Raw genomic sequence first — 20,810 nt, 5'->3', positions numbered from 1 at the left:
TCAGACCAGGGGTGCCAGTTTAGCCGGATCAATGATCATTGGTGCAGCCCGAGCCGTCGACCTGGTAATCCAGCACGTGTTCGCGACTCAGGGAGTCGAGGTAGTCGAGTTTCGCCGGAATGACCCCGCATTGCTGCGAAATGTCAGTGCTGGACAGGACCTTGGCGACATCCAGGTGCACGAAGAAGCCGGTCTTGTCGTGGATCAACGGTGCGGTAGGCGCCGTGTCGGCAAACGCCGAGCCGGCGGCGAGGAGGGCGGCGAAACCGAAGATGGACATTTTCATGGTGAGTTTCTCTCTACAGGTGGTGGTGGCTGCCGGTGGGTGACCTGACAGTGAATCCAGGTTAATCAGGCGATCCGGACAGCCGACCAACAGAACAATGACAATGTTGTAATGAACCGCAATCAGGGCTGGCGGCCCGCGGCCTCAAGGATCAGGTCGGCGATTTCCTTGGCATGGGACACCAGCGACAGGTGGCTCGAGGGCAGCTCGATGGTGCTGGCGTTCATGCGTTTGGCGAGGAAGCGTTCGAGGTCCGGGTTGATGGTCTGGTCGAGGCTGGACACCGCGTACCACGACGGCTTGCTGTGCCAGGCGGCCACGGTGGTGCGGTCGGTGAACAGGGTCTTGGCGATCGGTTGTTGCACGGCGAACAGCTGCAGGGCCTTGGCGGGTGGCACATCGCCGGCGAAGTACTTGAGGAAGGCATCCTGCTTGAGGCTGACGAAACCGTCGTGTTCTTCGGTGCCGGCGCGCACGGGCATGGTCGGGTAGCGGGCCGAAAGCGCCACGAAGTCCTCACCGGCGTCGGGGGCGCGAGCCGCGACGTACACCAGGGAGCTGACCTTCGGATCGACCCCGGCTTCACTGACCACAGTGCCGGCGTAGGAGTGGCCGACCAGCACCGTCGGGCCATCCTGTTGATCCAGGATGCGTTTGGTGGCCGCGACGTCGTCGGCGACCGATGTCAGCGGGTTCTGCACGGCGGTGACATGCAGGCCGGCGGCCTGCAATCGAGAAATGACGTCCGCCCAACTCGAGCCATCGGCCCAGGAACCGTGCACCAGCACGACGTTGTTGGCCTTGACCGGAGCAATGTCGGCTGCCATGGCGGAGCCGGTGCCCAGCAGCATCAGGCTGGCGGCGATCAGGCAAAATTTTCTCAATGGTTTCATGGTATCGACCCTTGTCATCATCAGTGGGAGGTGTCACCCGATGTGGGTGAGCGACGCCGCCACTTTAGAAAACGCGGGTGCTGGCGATGCTGACAACTCGATGACAAGTTTGTAATGCGAGGTCTGCCGTATGTCGGGCGCCTGGAACGGTCATGGACGCGGTCCTGCCAAATCAGCACAACGACAGGAGAACACTCATGACTCATGACCGACGACGCGAAGCCCTGGCGGCCTGGTACCACTTGCTGGCACACCCTGAAATCCGCATGGATGTGGAGGAGCAATACGATGAGTTGCTGAAGGCGGCGGATGAGATGGAACAGGCCGCGCTGATCAGCAGCTCGGAATGGCGAACCCTGGTGCGCGAGGCCGGTGTGGCTTTTTCCCATGCCACGGAAGGCGTGGGTCGCGGAACCTAGGCGGCAGCGTTCATCCCGCGAGGCTCAGCAGCCATCCCGAGGCTCCACCCGCGATCACCACCAGCCAGGGCGGCAGTTTCCAGAACATCAACGCGACCAGGGCCAGCAGCGCCAGGCCGAAGTCTTGCGGTCGATCGATGGCACTGGTCCAGACCGGGTGATAGAGCGCGGCGAGCAGCAGCCCGACCACCGCCGCATTGACCCCGATCAGTGCCGCCTGGGTCCTTGGGCTTTGGCGCATCGCTTCCCAGAAGGGCAGGGCACCGAGGATCAGCAGGAAGGACGGTAAAAAGATCGCCAGCAGCGCGATCAAACCGCCGCTGATGCCCGTGGGCGCCTGGTTCATGGCGGCGCCGAGAAACGCCGCGAACGTGAACAGCGGTCCCGGCATCGCCTGCGTGGCGCCGTACCCGGCCAGGAAGGTTTGGTTGTCGACCCAGCCCGGTTGGACCACCTCGTTTTGCAGCAGCGGCAGCACGACATGGCCGCCGCCGAATACCAGGGAACCGCTGCGGTAGAAGGCGTTCACCATCGCAAGGGTTTGATTCGATATCAGTTCGTTGGCCAGCGGCAGGCCCACCAACAACACCACAAACAGTGAGAGCCAGGCCACGCCCGCTCGCCGGCCGAGGGGGGAGGGCAGCGGATCGTGAGCGACCGCCTGTGCGGGTTTGAACAGCAGCAGGCCCGCAAGGCCCGCCGCCGCCATCACGCTGACCTGCGTCCAGGCGGACGTTTCCAGCACGACGATGCAGGCCGCAACCATCATGACCGTGATGCGCAAGGCGTCGGTGCACAGGTTGCGCGCCATGCCCCACACCGCTTGCGCCACCACCGCCACGGCCACCACTTTGAGGCCGTGCAATGCGCCGTAGGGTAGAAGCGAGCCGTAGTGGGTCAGGCCCAGGGCCAACAGGATCAGCACGACGGCAGCGGGCAGGGTGAACCCGGCCCAGGCCGCCAGCGCGCCCCGGTAACCCGCCCGCGACAAGCCCAATGCGATGCCCACCTGACTGCTGGCGGGCCCCGGCAGGAACTGACACAACGCCACCAGATCGGCGTAGCTGCGCTCGCTCAACCAGCGCCGGCGGCTGACGAACTCCGCACGAAAATAGCCCAGGTGCGCAATGGGTCCCCCGAACGAGGTCAACCCCAGGCGCAGGAAGATGAGAAACACCGACCAGGCGCTGGTGCGTATCTGTAGACGGGAATCGGTCATGCGGGTGGTGTCCTGAGGTCATTGGCGCGCGGAGGGTGAGGGCTATTCTATAAGCGGTGTCTGACACACTGCCATCGCTGGCAAGCCAGCTCCCACAGTGATTTGAGGTGTTCAAAAAATTCGCAAACGCCGCAGAACCTGTGGGAGCGGGCTTGCCCGCGAAGGGGCCAGCACAGCCACCATCCCTGGCGCCTGACCCACCGCCATCGCTGGCAAGCCAGCTCCCACAGTGATTTGAGGTGTTCACAAGATTTGCAGACCCCGCAGAACCTGTGTCCGTTTGGCGATATCTGCTGGCTTATTAGCGTTAGCCGGCAATCAGCAGGCGCGTTAAAGTCGATGCCATGTACCTCGCGCCCTGGAAGATACCCATGACTCGCCCCCGTTTCCTGCCCGATAACTTCACCCTGACCCTGATCGGCGTGGTCATTCTCGCCAGCCTGCTGCCCGCCAGCGGTCAGGTCGCGGTGGGTTTTGGCTGGCTGACCAACCTGGCCATTGCCCTGCTGTTTTTCCTGCATGGCGCCAAACTGTCCCGTGAGTCGATCATCGCCGGCGCCGGCCACTGGCGCCTGCACCTGCTGGTGTTCAGCCTGACGTTCATCCTGTTCCCGCTGATCGGCCTGGCCCTCAAGCCCGTGCTCTCGCCGCTGATTGGCGACGATCTGTACCTGGGCATGCTCTACCTGTGCGCATTGCCGGCCACGGTGCAGTCGGCGATTGCCTTCACGTCCCTGGCACGCGGCAATATCCCGGCGGCGATCTGCAGTGCGGCGGCTTCCAGCCTGTTCGGGATTTTTCTCACGCCGTTGCTGGTGACGTTGCTGCTCAACGTCCACGGCGATGGTGGTTCGACGCTGGATGCGATCGTGAAAATCAGCGTGCAATTGTTGTTGCCATTCATCGCCGGTCAGATTGCCCGGCGCTGGATCGGCGCCTGGGTGGGGCGCAACAAGAACTGGCTTAAATTCGTCGATCAGGGTTCGATCCTGCTGGTCGTCTACGGCGCATTCAGCGAGGCGGTGAACGAAGGCATCTGGCATCAGATCCCGCTCTGGGAACTGGCAGGCCTGGTGGTCGCCTGCTGCATCGTGCTGGCGTTGGTCCTGCTGGCATCCACCGTGCTTGGCAAGGCCTTCGGTTTCAACCAGGAAGACCGCATCACCATCCTGTTTTGCGGTTCGAAGAAAAGTCTGGCGACCGGCGTGCCCATGGCCCAGGTGCTGTTCGCCGGCAGCACCATCGGCGTGCTGATCCTGCCGCTGATGCTGTTCCACCAGATTCAGTTGATGGTCTGCGCAGTCCTTGCGCAACGTTATGCCAAACGTCCGGAAAGCGTCCCGGAGTTGATGGCTCAGGTCGATCCCTGAGGCCGGTTCACTGGCCGTCTACACTGCGCGGCAATTGCAGCGGGTTGAAGTCACGCAGCGCTTCGGGCAGCAGCGCCTGGGGGAAACCCTGGTAAGCCACCGGACGCAGGAAGCGCTCGATTGATGTCATGCCCACCGACGTGAAGCGGCTGTCGGATGTCGCCGGGAACGGTCCGCCGTGAACGGTGGCGTGGGTCACTTCCTGCGGGTGGGCGAAGGCGTTGACGACGATGCGCCCGGTGCGTCGCTCCAGTACCGGCAACAGGCGCCGGGCCAGCGGCAGGTCCTGCTCTTCAAGGTGCAGGGTGGCGCTGAGCTGGCCGTTGAGCGAGCGGGCCACGGCGAGGCATTGCGCATCATCCTCGACCGTCACCAGCAGCGCTGACGGGCCGAACACCTCCTGGGACAGCACCGCTTCGCCGAGCAAGCGGTGGCCGCTGACTTCCAGCAAAGCCGACTGGCCGTCAAAGTCCGCACGGGCGCTCGAGCCCTGGGCAATCCTGTGCGCCCCCGCCGCTTCCAGGGCGGCGAGCCCCTTGAGGTAGGACGCATGAATGCCCGGCGTCAACATCGTGCGGGCCGGGGCCTCACTCACGCGTTTCACCATCGCCTCGCGCAGCGCTTGCAGGCCAGGCCCCTCGATGGCGATCAGCAGGGCGGGCCGCAGGCAGGCTTGTCCGACGTTGACCAGCATGCGTTCGATGAAACCGTCGCCGATCGGTGCGCCGCGTTCGGCCAGTGCGGCGGGCAGGATGAACGTGGGGTTGATGCTGGTCATTTCGGTAAACACAGGAATCGGATCGGGCCGTTGCTGCGCGCGGCGATACAGGGCCATGCCGCCATGTTCCGAGCCTGTGAACGTCACGGCCTTGATCAGCGGATGATCCACCAGCGCTTCGCCGATGGCGTTGCCGCTGCCGCGCACCATCGAGAACACGCCCTCGTGCAGACCGTGATCGTGCACGGCCTTCTGGATCGCTCGCGCCTGGATTTCCGAAGCGCCCGGATGGGCGTTGTGCGCCTTGAGAATGACGGTGGCGCCTGCGGCCAGCGCCGAAGCGGTGTCGCCGCCGGCCACCGAGTAGGCGATCGGGAAGTTGCTCGCGCCGAAAATGGCCACCGGACCGAGGGCGATTTTCTGCAGGCGATGGTCCATGCGCGGTCGCGGCTGACGCTCAGGTTGCGCCGGGTCGATGGCCAGTTGCAGGAAGCGGCCCTTGCGCACCACCTGGGCGAACTGGCGGAACTGCGTGGCGGCTCGACCGACTTCACCTTCGAGCTGCGCTTGCGGCAACCCCGTTTCCAGTGCGGCCCGCTCGGCCAATGGGCTGCGAACGGCCTCGAGATTGTCGGCGATACTCTCCAGAAACGCCGCGCGCTGGCTCAGCGAGGCATGGCTGTAACTGTCGAATGCCTCGTCGGCGAGGACGGCGGCCTGATGCACCTGGGCCGCGCCGCCCAGGGCGAAATCGGTGTCGAGCCATTGATTCGTGGCGGGGTTGAGGGCCTTCATCGTCCCTTCGCTGGCCGGGACATCATGGGCCCCGATCAGCAGGTTTCCTGTGAGTTTCATCGGTTCACTCCTGCTCGGCGAGGGCGGTGACCAGTTCGTTCGTGGTCACGATCGAATGTGCGAAGGTCGGGCCGTTCAGTTCATGGGCGGCGTGCATCATTTCCGGGCGGAACGCGGCGGTTGCATCACGCACCAGCGTGACGTGGTAACCCATTTCCGATGCGTAGCGGGCGGTCGCCTCGATGCAGGTATTGGCCAGCAGGCCGACGATGATCACGTGGGTAATGCCTTTCTGCTTGAGGCGAAAATCCAGGTCGGTGTTGGCGAAACCACTGGAGCCCCAGTGTTCCTGGACGACAATGTCGCCGTCCTTCGGCGCGAAGTCCGGGTGCCATTCCCCGCCCCATTCGCCCCGCGCGAAGTGGTGCATGTGCATGATCTTGCATTGGGTTGGCGTCGGGTGGTCCCAGTTTTCGTAGTCGCCATGCTCCCAGCGATGGTGCGGTACGATGACGACCTGAATGCCCTGGGCGCGTACGGCGCGGTCGAGGGCGCGCAGGTTGTCGAGCAGGCCCACCTGCTCGGCGATCGGCTCGATCAGGGGGAAGACCTTGCCGCCTTCGGACAGGAAATCGTTGTACGGATCGACCAGCAGATAGGCGGTGCGATTGAGCGGATAAAGGGCGTTCGACATCAGGATGTTCTCCACGAAAAGATGAGTGACAGGTGCCGGGGCTTGCCCGTGCATCGTGTAGATATGATAATCATAGTAACTAGGAAAGAGGCAAGTCCCTATGTCGATAAACACCCCTGCACCCGACACCCTGTGCCCGATTGCACGGGCCGAAGCCGTCGTGGGTGACCGCTGGACCGTGCTGGTGCTGCGGGAGTTGTTCATGGGTAGCCATCGCTACGACGAGATCCAGGCGCAGACCGGCGGCACTCCGCAGATGGTCGCCACGCGTCTGAAAAACCTGGAAGCCGAAGGCCTGGTCGAACGCCGCCTCTACAACGAACGACCGCCACGCTACGAATATCACCTTAGTGAAAAAGGCCGGGCTTTCTACTCGGTGGTGCTGGCATTGCGCGCCTGGGGCGAGACCTGGTGCAAGTCGCCGGAAGAGGGGCTGGCGGTGGTCTACACCCACAAGACCTGCGGTGAGCCCGCTGGCCTGGGGCCGGTTTGTGCCCACTGCGGTGAGCTGCTGCGCCGTGATGAGCTGATCAGCGAGCAGAGTGCCGCCTACAGCGCTGAACGTCAGGCCCGGCGCGAGGCGTTCAAGGGCAGCCGCAGCCCGCAATAGAGCGCCTGCAACGCACCGCTTGCTGAATCAGTTCTGCCATAAGGATTTTCGCCATCGCGCACGGAGCCCGCATGCCATTGACCGCCGAAACACTGATCGCCATCGCCATGACCAACCCGGCCAATGCCGAGATTGTCCGACGCCTGCCCGAGCTCGGGCTGCACCAGTGCATGCTGACCGCAGGCTGCCTGTTTCAGGCGGTATGGAATCACCAGTCTGGCCGGCCTGCCGAGTGGGGCATCAAGGATTACGACATCTTCTACTTCGATGAAGACCCCTCGTGGGAGGCCGAAAACCAGGTGATCCTGGCGGCGCGGGCACTCTTCCATGACCTCGACGCGAACCTCGAATTCAAGAACCAGGCGCGGGTTCATTGTTGGTACAAACAGCGATTCGGCCGAGACTACCCGAAGTTGCAGTCAGCGAAGGAGGGCATCGACCGCTATCTGGTGGCGGGCACTTGCATTGGCCTGGACGTGGCGACGGGTGAACTGCATGCGACGTACGGCCTGAGCGATATCGAGCAGGGGTTGTTACGGATCAATCCGCGCAACCACCAGCCGGACCTGTTTGTGCAGAAGGCCGAGAGCTACCGGGCGCGCTGGCCTTTTCTGCGCCTGGTCGAGGCCTGAATGCAAAAAGGGGGACATCGCGCCAGGATGCCCCCCTTGAGTCATGGCATCAGAACTTGAACGCCTGACGCCCTACCAGCAGCCACTGGCCCTTCTGCTTCTGCCAGATCTGGAAGTTCTCGATCTCGGTCGGAATCACTTCGGTGCCCTTGAGCGCCTGCGCCGAGAAATGATTGCGCACCAGCGCGACGTCGCCGGACAGGTTGATGGTCTGGTTTTGCATCTCCAGGGTCTTGAACGCGCTGCGGCCGGTTTCGATGTCGGCGATGTATTCCTGCTTGTTCTGGATCTTGCCGCTGGAATGCCCGTAGGTCAGGTTCTCGGCGGTCAGCGCATTGAGTTCGGGGATGTTCTTTTTCAGCATGGCTTGGGTCAGCTTGTCGACCGCCTTGGCCACGTCGGCCTCGCCCGCAGACGGGGCGGCGGCGACGTAGCCGCTGAACAGGCAGAGAAAACCAACCAGCACTTTCACTTTTTTCATGGGGCATTCCTTGTTGTTGTGGGTGAGCGATTGATGAACCGTGAATGTTATTCATCAGTCGTCGTACAACCTAGCATGTGCCAGGAAAAAAACGAACTTGCCGGGCGCAGTTTTCTCGAATCCAGGAACGGGATCACGTTGTCAGTGGAGGGGCCCATTGAACGAGGCGAATCAGCTCTATGTCGGTTGTGCCGGTTGGAGCCTGCCGCGCAGTGAGTGGCCGCGGTTTGCTGCGCAAGGAACGCACTTGCAGCGTTACGCGTCGCGCTTGAACGCCGTTGAAATCAACAGCTCGTTCTACCGACCGCATCGACGACAAACCTATGAGCGTTGGGCGCAGTCGGTGCCGGCGACTTTGCGTTTTTCGGTGAAGATGCCCAAGACCATCACCCATGTTCAGCGCCTGCACGACTGCGAGCCGTTGCTGGACGCGTTTTTCTCCCAATGCACGGGGCTGGGGGATGCCCTGGGCTGTGTGCTGGTGCAACTGCCGCCGTCACTCCTCTTTGAAGAGGACAAAGCGACGGCGTTTTTCCGGGCTCTGCGCGAGCGCTTTGCGGGGCACGTGGTGCTTGAGCCACGGCATGCGAGCTGGCTGGGCGCGGAGGCGATGTTGATCGAGCATGAAGTCGGTCGGGTAGCGGCGGATCCCTCGCCGATTCCCGGTGGGGATATGCCGGGTGGATGGCCGGGCATTCGCTACTGGCGCTGGCATGGTTCGCCGCGCATTTATCACAGTGACTACGACCGAAGCCGGTTGCAGGCGCTGGCCGCGCAGGTCCAAGGCGCGGCGGGGGCGGGTGGGGCCTGTTGGTGCATTTTCGACAACACCGCCAGTGGCTTCGCCCTGGGCAATGCGTTGACCCTGGGTGAGTTGCTGGGATGGGCGGGTTTATAAGGCCTCATCGCGAGAAGGCTCGCTCCCACATTGGGCAGGTGCAGACTGCCCCCCCTTTGGGAGCGAGCCTGTTCGCGATAGCAACGGCTCAGGCAACGCCAGCCCATCGCCTAGAGATACTTGTCCGTCACCGCCCCCTCCGACGCGCTGGACACGGTCTTCGCGTACTTGGCCAGCACTCCGCGTTTGTACTTCGGTTCCGGCCGCACCCAGCGCGCCTTGCGTTCGGTCAGCACGGCGTCGGACACCGCCACCGTGATCTGCCGGGTTTCGGCGTCGATGGTGATCCGGTCGCCGTCTTCGATCAACGCGATCGGCCCGCCCTCGAAGGCTTCCGGGGTGATGTGGCCGACCACGAAACCATGGGAGCCCCCTGAAAAGCGCCCGTCGGTGATCAGCGCCACGTCCTTGCCCAGGCCCTTGCCCATCACCGCCGAGGTCGGCGACAGCATTTCGCGCATGCCTGGGCCGCCCCTGGGCCCTTCGTAGCGAATCACGATGACCTCACCGGCTTTCACTTCACCGTTGAGAATGCCGGCCAACGCGCCTTCTTCCCCCTGATAGACCCGCGCCGTGCCTTCAAAGCGCAGGCCTTCCTTGCCGGTGATCTTGGCGACCGATCCGCTGGGCGCGAGGTTGCCGTGCAGCACCACCAGGTGCGAATCCTTTTTGATCGGTTGGTCGAAGGGCAGGATCACGTCCTGGCCATCAGGGTAATCCGCCACATCTTGCAGGTTCTGCGCGAGGGTCTTGCCGGTGACGGTCATGACATCCCCGTGTAGCATTCCGGCGGCGAGCATGCGTTTCATCAACGGTTGGATACCGCCGATGGCCACCAGTTCGCTCATCATGTACCGGCCGCTGGGGCGCAGGTCGGCCACCACCGGCGAGACCTTGCCCAGTTCGACGAAGTCATCCAGGCTCAGCTCGACATCCACCGCGTGGGCCATGGCCAGCAAGTGCAACACCGCATTGGTCGAGCCGGCGAGGGCGATCACCACGCGGATGGCGTTTTCGAAAGCCTGGCGGGTCATGATGTCCCGCGGCTTGAGGTCGAGCTTGAGCAGTTCCATGACCTGCTGTCCGGCGCGGAAACTGTCCGAGGCCTTGTCGCTGCCGACGGCGTCCTGGGAACTGGAGCCGGGCAGGCTCATGCCCAGTGCCTCGATGGCCGAAGCCATGGTGTTGGCAGTGTACATGCCGCCGCACGAGCCGGGGCCGGGGATCGCCACTTCCTCGATCTGCTTGACCTGGATCTCGTTGATGTCGCCGCGTGCGTTCTGGCCCACGGCTTCGAACACGGAAATGATATCGGTGTGCCCGGCGCCCGGGCGGATGGTGCCGCCATACACGAAGATCGCAGGGCGGTTCAGCCGCGCCATGCCGATCAGGCACCCCGGCATGTTTTTGTCGCAGCCGCCTACGGTCACCAGCCCGTCGAAGCCTTCACAACCGACCACCGTCTCGATGGAATCGGCGATCACTTCGCGTGATACCAGCGAATACTTCATGCCTTCGGTGCCGTTGGCGATGCCATCGGAAATGGTGATGGTGTTGAAAATGACGCCCTTGGCCCCGGCGGCATTCGCGCCTTTTTCCACTTCCTGGGCCAGCTTGTCGATGTGCATGTTGCAAGGCGTGACCATCGCCCAGGTCGAGGCGATGCCGACCTGCGGCTTCTTGAAATCCTCATCGGTGAAACCCACGGCGCGCAGCATCGAGCGGCCGGGTGCGCGCTCCACGCCATCGACCACTTGAGAGGAATATTTGCGCAAATCGTCTTTACTGCTCATGACTGCTCCTCGCCAGGGCACCTGGAAAAATCAGGATCAGTATAGTGGCCCCGACGCGCACGCCCGGACTATCGGGTCAGGAACAGACGCGCGGGTTTGCCGTGTCGTGATATTCTTCGCGCCACTGGGTTTGATCCATTCCGTTTTCCTGTCCCTGGTGACAGGCGAGCAGAATCACTGTCGCTCAAGTAGCTGAAGCCAAAAAAGATAAAAAGTCAGTTCGGTAGGGACATATAACTGGGGTCGATGCATGCAATCGGCCTTGTGTGCCCGCCCTGCAATTCCATGCGCGAGTACCGGGGACAGTCGGCCTGTCTGTCGTGATTGGGGACTCGTCAGCGGGAAGGCAGGGTGGATGACGTTTTATCATAGGTGCTACAGATGTTTAAGAAAGTGAACACGGCCCTGCTGGGTCTGGCCTTGTCGTTGGGGATGACGACTGCCCAGGCCGAAGAAGCCAAGAAAGTCGATGTGCTGTTGATTGGCGGCGGCATCATGAGCGCGACCCTCGGCGTCTGGCTCAACGAGCTGGAACCCGGCACCTCGATGGAAATGATCGAGCGCCTTGACGGCGTCGCCCTGGAAAGCTCCAACGGCTGGAACAACGCCGGTACCGGCCACTCTGCCCTGGCCGAGCTGAACTACACCCCGGAAGACGACAAAGGCAACGTATCGATCCCGAAAGCCGTTGAAATCAACGAAGCCTTCCAGATCTCCCGTCAGTTCTGGGCCTGGCAGGTTCAGCAGGGCGTGCTGAAGAACCCGCGTTCGTTCATCAACTCCACTCCGCACATGAGCTTCGTGTGGGGCGATGACAACATCAAGTTCCTCAAGAAACGCTACGAAGCGCTGAAGGCCAGCCCGCTGTTCGCCGGCATGCAGTACTCCGAAGACCCGGCGGTGATCAAGCAGTGGGTCCCGCTGATGATGGAAGGGCGTGACCCGAACCAGAAAATCGCGGCCACCTGGAGCCCGCTCGGCACCGACATGAACTTTGGCGAGATCACCCGCCAGTTCGTTGCGCACCTGCAAACCACGCCGAAATTCGACCTGAAGCTGTCCAGCGAAGTGCAGGACATCACCCGCAACGAAGACGGCACCTGGCGCGTCAGCTACAAAAACCTGAAAGACGGCAGCAAATCCGAAACCGACGCCAAGTTCGTGTTCATCGGCGCCGGCGGCGGTGCGCTGCACCTGCTGCAGAAATCGGACATTCCTGAAGCGCGTGAATACGCAGGCTTCCCGGTCGGTGGTTCGTTCCTGGTCACCGACAACCCGGCCATCGCCGAGCAACACCTGGCCAAGGCCTACGGCAAGGCTTCGGTGGGGGCACCGCCGATGTCGGTTCCGCACCTGGACACCCGTGTCCTGGACGGCAAGCGCGTCATCCTGTTTGGCCCGTTCGCGACCTTCAGCACCAAGTTCCTCAAGGAAGGTTCGTACCTGGACCTGCTGACCACCACGACCACTCACAACGTGTGGCCGATGACCAAGGTCGGTATCAAGGAATACCCGCTGGTGGAGTACCTCGCCGGTCAGTTGATGCTGTCGGATGAAGACCGCCTCAACGCCCTTAAGGAGTACTTCCCGAATGCCAAGGCCGAAGACTGGCGTCTGTGGCAGGCCGGTCAGCGCGTGCAGATCATCAAGCGTGACGAAGCGGCGGGCGGCGTGTTGAAACTGGGCACCGAGATTGTTGCTTCGGCTGACGGTTCGATCGCCGGTCTGCTGGGCGCCTCGCCAGGTGCTTCGACGGCTGCGCCGATCATGCTGTCGGTGATCCAGAAGGTGTTCAAGGACAAGGTCGCCACCCCTGAGTGGCAGGCCAAACTGCACAAGATCGTGCCGAGCTACGGCACTCAGCTGAACAACGACCCGGCCAAAGTGGCCGAGGAGTGGGCCTACACCGCCAGGATCCTGCAATTGCCGGCACCACCGGTGATTGGTCAGGCGGCGCCAGCGCCAGCGCCAGCGGCGGCTCCGGCAGACGCGCCGAAGCCTGAAGCGGCACGGGACATGGCTCTGTAAAAAGAGCAGTGTTTCGAAAAGCCCACTGAACCGGTAACGGTCAGTGGGCTTTTTTGTGGGCAGGGTTTCAATCGTCAAATTACCGTCAGTCAAGGCGAGCGAGCCGGAATTCTGTCAAATATGTTTCAGAATGTAAAAAACTGCCTCTGTCAAAATCCCTTCCGTATCAAGGCTTAAGCGTGTCTGGCGACGTTGAGCCAGAAGGCATTGCGTGAACCGAATGAGGCCAAGTAAAGGTGGAAAGCTATTATTAATCAATGGTTTGAATAGCGCGCTTGACTTGTTTTCGCGGCCCGTCCCGCTGTTCGTTGTTAAGATTTCAAGCCCTGACTGCTTCGGAATCTTGCTTGCAAATCAGGCGCTTCTTCCCTTAACTGTTACTTAATGTAAAAAAATAAATGCCTGAAAATATGCGCTAAATCAGGGTTTTAGTACGGCTGTGAGGTGCCGCCGGATGTTTCTTTGACCTTTTTCTCAACATTGTTCAAGGAGAGGATGCAGTGAAGGAAAAATTGGCGGCACTGGTCAGAAAATGGGTCTCGCCTTCGATGCGCTATGAGCTTCGAAGCATGGCGCACCGGCTTCACGGCTTAATGGAGCAAGCCTGTCTATGGCGCTGGGAAATTACCCGGTTCCGGCTGCAGCATGAAAGTCCCTACGAAGTCCTGTACGTCGGCCGCAAAAATCGCCGGGACATGGCCAAGCTGCTGATCGGCGGCAAATCGTTGATCGACCACGGCGTGCAAGACGATCAAGCGCAGCCTGTGGCCTCACAGCACGTGGTGGTGATCAGCGAAGTGCCAACCACGGGCGCGTTGAACGTGCCGGTCTACCTGAGTGCCGTGGTGCCATTAGGGCGGTCCCTGGAAGACATCACCGCCCGCTACGACAGCGAACTGCGCCGCAGCATCCGCAAGAACCGACCGCTTTATCAGATGCGCCAGGCGCTGCTGGATGAGGACATCGAACGGGCGGACCGTGACATGCTTCGTCCTTATGCCGTTGCCCGTCAGGGCACCCATGCGGCTCAGTTCGACACCCGGGAAGTCTTCCGGATCGCCAGGACGACCGGGCGGCTCGACCTCATCGAGCTGAACGGCGAGGTGGTGGCCTGCCACCTGGGTTGCGTCATCACCCGCAACGGCAAGCGTTACTGGAGCACCCTGCGTTTCGGTTATACCGAGGCGGTCTTTTCCGATGCGAAGAAGCTGCGTGAAGTCAATTCGATGACCACGTACCTGGCGCTTGAATGGGCGATCGCCCATGGCTTCGATTATTACGACATCGGGCTGTGCGTCGCCCGACCCGATGACGGGCTGCTGAAGTGGAAGAGAAGACGCGGTGGCGACGTTGATTCCCTGGGCAATGACGCTTACCTGTTCATTCGCCTGCCGAAGACCGGCGCAGCCCGCTTCCTCTGGGACACGCCGTTGTTCGCCTTCGAGGGCAAGGCGTTGACCCTGCACCTGGGCTTGCCCGATGGCCAAAGCGGCGAGGAGGCGGCTCGCCGTTATCACGAGATGGTCTTTGGCGGGGTGGACAGGATTTACCTGCATTGCGCAGAAAAATCAGGCGAACAGTTTCTCGAAACCTTGCGCAGCCGCTACGCTGGTTTGCAGGCCACGCCAATTTTACAAATGGTTACATCTACCTGAGGTGTGGCCGAAACCGTTCAGTGGTGTCAACGCCTTGCGGGAGGACGTTCATGGAAAGCGATGTTTCGCAGCTGGGCACCGTGCGCGCCGGCCGCCGAAAAAAGTGGACGCTGGCAGCCTATCGGCACCTGGCGAGGAAAAAGCTTGCGCACAAAGCCGAGATCAACCTGAAAAACCTCGCGGTGAAAAGCTGGGACATCGCGCCGAGCGAGGTCACGCATTCGCCGCCGGCGTTCTTCCTGCCTGGCCAGATGGAGCGCGTGACAGGCTGGGAGGCCAAGCGTTTTTACCCCTATGAACATCCTTCGCGCACCATGGAAGGGTTGGGGGATGTCGTGCAAGGCGCGACGCGCGGTTACCTGCTCAAGGATGTCTGGCTGATCGATGGCGTGCTCTACAAGGGCAACGCCAGTCTGTGGCTGTCGCTCAAGCCCGTACGCTTTCCGCACATTGTCGTGGAACGGGAAATCCAGCGTGCAGCGGTGTATTGCACGCAAAATGGCAACACTTGGTTTGGCACCTGGTTGATGGAAGACTGCCCGACCTACGCCTTGGCCCGCGAAGAAGGTTTGCCGGTGACCACCGCACCGTCTGCGCGCTTTCCGCTGTTCACCCAGACGCCTGCGTACGAGGACTGGTTCGACATGCAGCCGACGCGCCTGCACACGGCCTTCTTCCGCGAACTGGTGCTGTTCGACGATCAAAGCCAGAACCGCAGCCGGCACCTGCGCTATCGGGCCATGGGTGAAAAGCTGTTGTCTCACGTGGACCATGCGCCGCACCCCGGCGTGTTCATCCTGCGTGGCGGCGCTGGCGATCTGCGCCTGTTGCGCAACGAACTGGAAGTCGCGGAACACCTGCACAAGACCCGCGGCTTTCGCATCCTCGATCCGTTGAAGAGCGACGTCCCGACCATCGTGGCAACCTGCGCCGGCGCGCAGACCGTGATCGGTGTCGAAGGCAGTCAGCTGGTGCATGGGGTGAATGTGCTGAAGCAGGGGGGCTCAGTGCTGACGCTGCAACCGCCGAACCGCTTTGTCAGTTACTACAAATACCTGACGGATCGTGATCATCAGAACTTCGGTTTTGTCGTGGGCCGGCCCGAGGGCGATGGTTTCACGATGGATATCGACGAGGTGGAGCGGACACTGGATCTGTTTCCTTCGTGAGCAGCGGGGGACTGCCGGGGACCGGTCGTCCCGGCAAGGCGCTTCTGGTCCGCTCAGGCCCGTTTCAACACACTGTCGCCCGCATCCCCGGGCAACCTGATCACATCCACCAAAGCCAGCAACCCCAACACGGCCACCCCGATAAAGGCCATTCGGAAGTCCGCCACCTGCGCCTGCTGTTCATGGCCTTGCAGCGACATCGAGGCGCGCAGCAGCAATGCGGCGACCGCGACGCCCATGCCCATGGCCAACTGGAAAAACAGGCTGAACAGCGCTGAAGATTCGCTCATGCGCGCCTTGGGAACGTCGGCAAAGCCGATGGAGTTGTAGCAGGTGAATTGCATGGACCGCGACAAGCCGCCTACGAAGAGCACCCCTGCAATCAGGGCCAATGGCGTGTGCGGGGTAAACAGGGCGCAGGCTGCGATGGACATGACGCCGATGACGCCATTGACCAGCAGCACCTTGCGAAAACCGTAGCGTTGCATGATCGCCGTGGTGAACGGCTTCATGGCGAGATTGCCGGCAAAGACCGCGAGCACCAGCAGGCCGGCATCGACCGGGGACAGGCCGAAGCCGACCTGGAACAACAGCGGCAGCAGAAACGGCAGGGCGCTGATGGCCAGGCGAAACAGCGAACCGCCGACAATACAGACGCGGAACGTGTTGAGGGCCAGGGTGCCGAGGGGCAACAACGGGTTGGCATGGTGTCGGCTGTGGTGCACCGCCCACGCGGCCAGCATGACCCCAGCCAGCAGCGCCCCGAGCCCATAGAGCATGGCGTTGCCGTGCTGGCTGCCGAGCCATTCCAGGCCACCCAGCAGCAGGACACACGCGCCGGCCAGCAGCACGAAGCCTTTGCCGTCGAAGGGACGAGCGTTGGCTTCATGGCCTTCGGGCACCAGCCGAAGCGCGGCCAGCAACGCCATGACGCCGAGCGGTACATTGACGTAGAAGATCCACGGCCACGAAGCGTGTGTGACGATCAGGCCGCCCACCACGGGGCCGAGAATGGGGGCTATCAGGCCGGGCCAGGTAATCACCGCGATCATGTTCACCAGGTCTTTCTTGTCGGTGTTGCGCAGGACCGCGAGCCGTCCCACCGGCACCATCAGTGCACCGCCAATGCCTTGCAGCACGCGGGCGAACACGAACATTTCGAAATTCTGGCTGAACCCGCAGAGCAGTGACGCCAGGGTGAAGACGATGATTGCACCGGCGAACACCCGACGAGCGCCATACCGGTCGGCGACCCAGCTCGACAACGGGATGAAAATGGCCACTGCAAGAATATAGGCGGTGATCCCGACGTTCATATCGACCGGGGTGACACCGAACGCGCTGGCCATGGCCGGCAGCGCGGTGGCAATGACTGTCGCGTCGAGATTTTCCATGAAGAAGGTCACGGCCACCACCCACGCAATCAGGCGGGTCTGCACACTCATACCTGGCTCGACCGGGGTGTTTGAAACCGGCATGGCGCGTGACTTCACCGTTTAATCCTTTCCCGAAGGCTGGAACAGAAAACCTGGCGATGAGTTTTACCATCCAGCGCCGGTTCGCAGAAGAGCCGTCACCCGTCATCCACAAGGTTGATCGTTCAGAGGATCGATTGGCCAGAAGCCGTTCTGCTTGGCGCAAACGCTGGCGCGCAGGCGCCGGAGGGCAGGGCGGGTGATGGGAGGCGGCTAGGGGGGCGTGGCAGATAGCGCCACACATCGATCCACCCCCGGGCTTCGCGTCCGGGGGCAGGTCATGAACTCAGCGGAAGGCCGGGATCACGTGTTTGATGAACAGCTCCAGGGACTTTTTCTTTTCCGCGTGGGGCAGGCTGTTATCGCACCAGAAGCTGAATTCGTCGACACCCAGTTCCTGGTAGTACTTGATACGCGGAATGATTTCTTCCGGGGTGCCGATCATGGCGGTCTTGTGCAGGCTGTCCAGTTCGAACTCCGGACGACCGGCGAACTTCTCTTCCGGGCTCGGGGCGAGGAAACCGTTGACCGGCGTTTGCTTGTTGCCGAACCAGGCATCGAAGGTGCGGTAGAACTTCGAGATCGCCTTGGCCCCGACTTTCCAGCCTTCGGGATCATTGGCTTCATGGACATGGGTGTGACGCAGGACCATCAGTTGCGGGCGCGGCACGCCCGGGTTGTTGTCCAGCGCGGCCTGGAACTTGTTCTTCAGGTCGAGCACTTCCTCGTCGCCTTTCATCAGCGGCGTGACCATCACGTTGCAGCCGTTGGCCACGGCGAAGTTGTGCGAGTCCGGGTCGCGGGCCGCGATCCACATCGGCGGGTTCGGCTGCTGGATGGGTTTGGGCACGCTGGTGGAGGTCGGGAATTTCCAGATGTCGCCATCGTGGGCGTAGTCGCCCTGCCACAGCGCACGCACCACCGGCACCATTTCGCGCAGGGCCTGGCCGCCGCTCGAGGCGGGCATGCCACCGGCCATGCGGTCGAATTCAACCTGGTAGGCGCCACGGGCCAGGCCGACTTCCATGCGGCCATTGCTGATCACGTCGAGCAGCGCGCATTCACCGGCGACCCGCAGCGGGTGCCAGAACGGCGCGATGATGGTCCCGGCGCCCAGGTGAATGGTGGTGGTCTTGGCGGCCAGGTAGGCCAGCAGCGGCATCGGGCTCGGCGAGATGGTGTATTCCATGGCGTGGTGTTCGCCAATCCACACGGTGCTGAAACCACCGGCTTCGGCCAGCAGGGTCAGTTCGGTCAGGTCTTCGAACAACTGGCGGTGGCTGACGCTTTCGTCCCAACGTTCCATGTGTACGAACAGGGAAAATTTCATGACGCTACCTCGAATCTCTTGTGGTCGCCCCGTCGACTGCGGGGCTGTTGATTATTGGTATACCATAATACCAACTAACTGCAAATTTTTTGCTGCTCTCGGCCGGTGGGAGCAAAAAGGGGCTTCAGGCCAGCACGGGCAGGGCGCCCATCTTGCCGTGGCAGTACACCAGCGGGCCGGCGTTTTGTTGCGGCACGATCAGGTTCTTGACCGCGCCGACCATGATTGCGTGGTCGCCCCCTTCATATTCGCGCCACAGCTCGCACTCGATCACCGCCGTGGCGTTGGCCAGGATCGGATTGCCCAGCTCGCTCAACGTCCATTCGATGCCTTGGGCCTTGTCCTTGCCTTTGCGTGCGAACGCATAGGCTTCGCTTTGCTGGCCGCCGGACAGCACGTGGATGGCGAAACGCTTGTTCCTGATCAGGACCGGGTAGGAGTCGGAGCTGTAGTTGGGGCAGAACAGCACCAGGGCCGGGTCCATGGACAGCGAGCTGAAGGCGCTGGCGGTCAGGCCGACGATTTGCCCGTCGTCATCGAGCGTGGTGATCACGGTGACCCCGGACGGAAACGAACCCATCACTTGTTTGTAGATGGCGGCATCGATCATGGGACGGTCCTCTGGCGGTGAAGCGGGTTTTTATGAGTTTGTAGGTATGATGGTATACCGTAATATGTCGTTTGCAAACGCTTTTTCAGGTCTACCGATAAACGTATGTTTTCGCCGTTTCGCCCAATGATTACGGGGTTTTCGTCACATTTAACGCGCCGGTCATTCGTCAGGAAAGCGTATCAGGGGACGTTTTTAAAACCGGATCAGCCTTGTCAAAAGTTTGGAATACCATAATATGGCTCGCATCTGAGGGGGGCCGCAGAGCACCCCCGGTTTGGCTTCGTACAACTATAAGATCAGACAAACTCGAGTTCATGCACATGTCCCAGATGTCCCGGCAAGACCCCCTGATCGAGAATCACACGGTCGATTACGTCCCACTCGCGGAACGCCACGGGAAGGCCCGCGACCTGTTCACCTTATGGTTCAGCACCAACATCGCGCCACTGCCCATCGTCACCGGCGCCATGGTGGTCCAGGTGTTCCACCTCGACCTGTTCTGGGGGCTGCTGGCGATTGCCCTGGGGCACATGATCGGCGGGTTGGTGATCGCCCTCGCTTCAGCGCAAGGCCCGCGCATGGGCATTCCGCAGATGGTGCAGAGCCGTGGCCAGTTCGGTCGCTACGGCGCGCTGCTGATCGTGTTCTTCGCGGCGATCATCTACATCGGGTTCTTCATTTCCAACATCGTGCTGGCTGGCAAGTCGATCGTCGGGATTGCCCCGTCGGTGCCGGTGCCGGCGAGCATCCTGATCGGTGCCCTCAGCGCCACCGCCATCGGGGTGATCGGCTACCGCTTCATCCACACCCTGAACCGCATCGGCACCTGGGTCATGGGCAGCGCGTTGCTCGCCGGGTTCCTCTACATTTTTGCCCATGACCTGCCGGCGGACTTCTTCACCCGTGGCAGTTTCAACCTGTCGGGCTGGCTGGCGACGGTGTCGCTGGGGATCATCTGGCAGATCAGTTTCTCGCCGTACGTGTCGGATTACTCGCGCTACCTGCCGGCCGACATCGGCATCGTTCGCCCATTCTTCGCCACGTACCTGGGCGCCACCCTGGGCACCATCCTGTCCTTCGCCTTTGGCGCAGTGGCCGTGCTGGCGACCCCGGAAGGCACCGAGGCGATGGCCGCGGTCAAGCAGTCGACCGGCTGGCTGGGACCGATCCTGATGGTGCTGTTCCTGCTCAACATCATCAGCCACAACGCCTTGAATCTGTATGGCGCGGTGTTGTCGATCATCACCTCGATCCAGACCTTCGCCAGTCAATGGACCCCGAGCATCAAGGTGCGCGTGGTGTTGTCGAGCGTGGTGCTGGCCGGCTGCTGCCTCGTGGCGCTGGGGGCGACGGCGGACTTCATCTCGCAATTCATCGGCCTGATCCTGGCCCTGTTGCTGGTGCTGGTGCCGTGGGCTTCGATCAACCTGATCGACTTCTACCTGATCAAGCGCGGCTGCTACGACATCGCGTCTATCTTCCGCGCTGATGGCGGGGTTTATGGCCGCTTCAACCTGCATGCGATCGTGGCGTATTTCATCGGGATTATCGTGCAGCTGCCGTTTGCCAATACCTCGCTGTATGTCGGGCCGTATGCGAACCTGGTGGAAGGCGCGGATTTGTCCTGGCTGGTGGGCCTGGTGGTGACTTGCCCGCTGTATTACTGCCTGGCGACGCGGGGCAAGACTCAGCCCGCGAGCAAGGCGGCGCGCCTGGGCTACACCGACTGACT

Annotated in this window: 19 protein-coding genes; 9 read left to right on the top strand and 10 right to left on the bottom strand. The window is 61.9% G+C overall.

Going from position 1 to position 20,810, the window contains the following annotated elements:
- Positions 1-28 precede the first annotated feature (28 nt).
- Positions 29-286 (bottom strand): DUF2790 domain-containing protein, encoded by a 258-nt coding sequence (locus ACM6IM_RS15545; RefSeq protein ID WP_414865615.1) that lies wholly within the window; start codon positions 284-286, stop codon positions 29-31.
- Positions 287-408: 122 nt separating this feature from the next.
- Entirely contained in the window at positions 409-1,179 is a 771-nt protein-coding gene (locus ACM6IM_RS15540; RefSeq protein ID WP_414865614.1) for an alpha/beta hydrolase, read from the bottom strand.
- A 197-nt stretch (positions 1,180-1,376) separates the two neighbouring features.
- On the opposite strand from ACM6IM_RS15540, the gene ACM6IM_RS15535 reads away from it, so the two are divergent.
- A complete protein-coding gene (locus ACM6IM_RS15535) occupies positions 1,377-1,598 on the top strand; it encodes a hypothetical protein (RefSeq protein ID WP_192303912.1) in 222 nt (73 codons plus the stop codon).
- 10 nt (positions 1,599-1,608) lie between these two features.
- On the opposite strand, the gene chrA is transcribed toward ACM6IM_RS15535, so the two are convergent.
- On the bottom strand, positions 1,609-2,817 hold the full coding sequence (gene chrA, locus ACM6IM_RS15530; protein ID WP_414865613.1) for a chromate efflux transporter: 1,209 nt from the start codon (positions 2,815-2,817) through the stop codon (positions 1,609-1,611).
- 371 nt (positions 2,818-3,188) lie between these two features.
- Here chrA and ACM6IM_RS15525 point away from each other — a divergent pair, with 371 nt between their 5' ends.
- Positions 3,189-4,187 carry a bile acid:sodium symporter family protein gene (locus ACM6IM_RS15525; protein ID WP_192303908.1) on the top strand — a complete coding sequence of 333 codons (999 nt, stop codon included), beginning with the start codon at positions 3,189-3,191 and terminating at the stop codon, positions 4,185-4,187.
- A 7-nt stretch (positions 4,188-4,194) separates the two neighbouring features.
- Here ACM6IM_RS15525 and ACM6IM_RS15520 read toward each other — a convergent pair whose 3' ends face one another.
- Both ACM6IM_RS15520 and ACM6IM_RS15515 read right to left on the bottom strand, forming a co-directional pair.
- Entirely contained in the window at positions 4,195-5,760 is a 1,566-nt protein-coding gene (locus tag ACM6IM_RS15520) for an aldehyde dehydrogenase (NADP(+)) (RefSeq protein ID WP_414865612.1), read from the bottom strand.
- Positions 5,761-5,764: 4 nt separating this feature from the next.
- Positions 5,765-6,394 carry an isochorismatase family cysteine hydrolase gene (locus ACM6IM_RS15515; RefSeq protein ID WP_201190502.1) on the bottom strand — a complete coding sequence of 210 codons (630 nt, stop codon included), beginning with the start codon at positions 6,392-6,394 and terminating at the stop codon, positions 5,765-5,767.
- Positions 6,395-6,494: 100 nt separating this feature from the next.
- On the opposite strand from ACM6IM_RS15515, the gene ACM6IM_RS15510 reads away from it, so the two are divergent.
- Both ACM6IM_RS15510 and ACM6IM_RS15505 read left to right on the top strand, forming a co-directional pair.
- Positions 6,495-7,004, top strand: a complete 510-nt coding sequence (locus tag ACM6IM_RS15510; RefSeq protein ID WP_201190501.1) for a winged helix-turn-helix transcriptional regulator — start codon at positions 6,495-6,497, stop codon at positions 7,002-7,004.
- A gap of 71 nt (positions 7,005-7,075) precedes the next feature.
- A complete protein-coding gene (locus ACM6IM_RS15505) occupies positions 7,076-7,636 on the top strand; it encodes a nucleotidyltransferase family protein (RefSeq protein ID WP_414865611.1) in 561 nt (186 codons plus the stop codon).
- Between the two features lie 49 nt (positions 7,637-7,685).
- Here ACM6IM_RS15505 and ACM6IM_RS15500 read toward each other — a convergent pair whose 3' ends face one another.
- Positions 7,686-8,117 (bottom strand): nuclear transport factor 2 family protein, encoded by a 432-nt coding sequence (locus tag ACM6IM_RS15500; RefSeq protein ID WP_192303898.1) that lies wholly within the window; start codon positions 8,115-8,117, stop codon positions 7,686-7,688.
- 157 nt (positions 8,118-8,274) lie between these two features.
- Here ACM6IM_RS15500 and ACM6IM_RS15495 point away from each other — a divergent pair, with 157 nt between their 5' ends.
- Complete coding sequence (locus ACM6IM_RS15495) at positions 8,275-9,015, top strand: DUF72 domain-containing protein (protein WP_414865610.1); 741 nt, start codon at positions 8,275-8,277, stop codon at positions 9,013-9,015.
- A 110-nt stretch (positions 9,016-9,125) separates the two neighbouring features.
- Here the strand turns inward: ACM6IM_RS15495 and ilvD are convergent, their stop codons facing one another.
- On the bottom strand, positions 9,126-10,808 hold the full coding sequence (ilvD, locus tag ACM6IM_RS15490) for a dihydroxy-acid dehydratase (protein ID WP_201190498.1): 1,683 nt from the start codon (positions 10,806-10,808) through the stop codon (positions 9,126-9,128).
- 381 nt (positions 10,809-11,189) lie between these two features.
- Between ilvD and mqo the strand changes: the two genes are divergently transcribed.
- From mqo to ACM6IM_RS15475, 3 genes are all read left to right on the top strand, one after another.
- Entirely contained in the window at positions 11,190-12,836 is a 1,647-nt protein-coding gene (gene mqo / locus ACM6IM_RS15485) for a malate dehydrogenase (quinone) (protein WP_414865609.1), read from the top strand.
- 500 nt (positions 12,837-13,336) lie between these two features.
- Positions 13,337-14,491, top strand: coding sequence for a hypothetical protein (locus ACM6IM_RS15480; RefSeq protein ID WP_414865608.1), 1,155 nt, complete (start codon positions 13,337-13,339; stop codon positions 14,489-14,491).
- A gap of 50 nt (positions 14,492-14,541) precedes the next feature.
- The gene (locus ACM6IM_RS15475) at positions 14,542-15,660 is read left to right on the top strand and encodes a glycosyltransferase 61 family protein (RefSeq protein WP_414865607.1); all 1,119 of its coding nucleotides are present in this window, start codon (positions 14,542-14,544) and stop codon (positions 15,658-15,660) included.
- A 53-nt stretch (positions 15,661-15,713) separates the two neighbouring features.
- Here the strand turns inward: ACM6IM_RS15475 and ACM6IM_RS15470 are convergent, their stop codons facing one another.
- The 3 genes from ACM6IM_RS15470 to ACM6IM_RS15460 form a co-directional block, all read right to left on the bottom strand.
- On the bottom strand, positions 15,714-17,105 hold the full coding sequence (locus ACM6IM_RS15470; RefSeq protein ID WP_414865606.1) for an MFS transporter: 1,392 nt from the start codon (positions 17,103-17,105) through the stop codon (positions 15,714-15,716).
- Between the two features lie 316 nt (positions 17,106-17,421).
- Positions 17,422-18,465 (bottom strand): LLM class flavin-dependent oxidoreductase, encoded by a 1,044-nt coding sequence (locus ACM6IM_RS15465; protein ID WP_192303878.1) that lies wholly within the window; start codon positions 18,463-18,465, stop codon positions 17,422-17,424.
- A gap of 124 nt (positions 18,466-18,589) precedes the next feature.
- Positions 18,590-19,075 carry a flavin reductase family protein gene (locus tag ACM6IM_RS15460; protein WP_192303876.1) on the bottom strand — a complete coding sequence of 162 codons (486 nt, stop codon included), beginning with the start codon at positions 19,073-19,075 and terminating at the stop codon, positions 18,590-18,592.
- Between the two features lie 323 nt (positions 19,076-19,398).
- Here ACM6IM_RS15460 and ACM6IM_RS15455 point away from each other — a divergent pair, with 323 nt between their 5' ends.
- Positions 19,399-20,808 (top strand): purine-cytosine permease family protein, encoded by a 1,410-nt coding sequence (locus ACM6IM_RS15455; RefSeq protein WP_414865605.1) that lies wholly within the window; start codon positions 19,399-19,401, stop codon positions 20,806-20,808.
- The last annotated feature ends 2 nt before the right edge of the window (positions 20,809-20,810 follow it).

Origin of the sequence: Pseudomonas sp. IT-P12, from assembly GCF_949767465.1 — a bacterium.
In the GTDB taxonomy this organism is placed as follows: Bacteria; Pseudomonadota; Gammaproteobacteria; order Pseudomonadales; family Pseudomonadaceae; genus Aquipseudomonas.
This window is presented reverse-complemented; position numbering and strand designations above follow the sequence as displayed.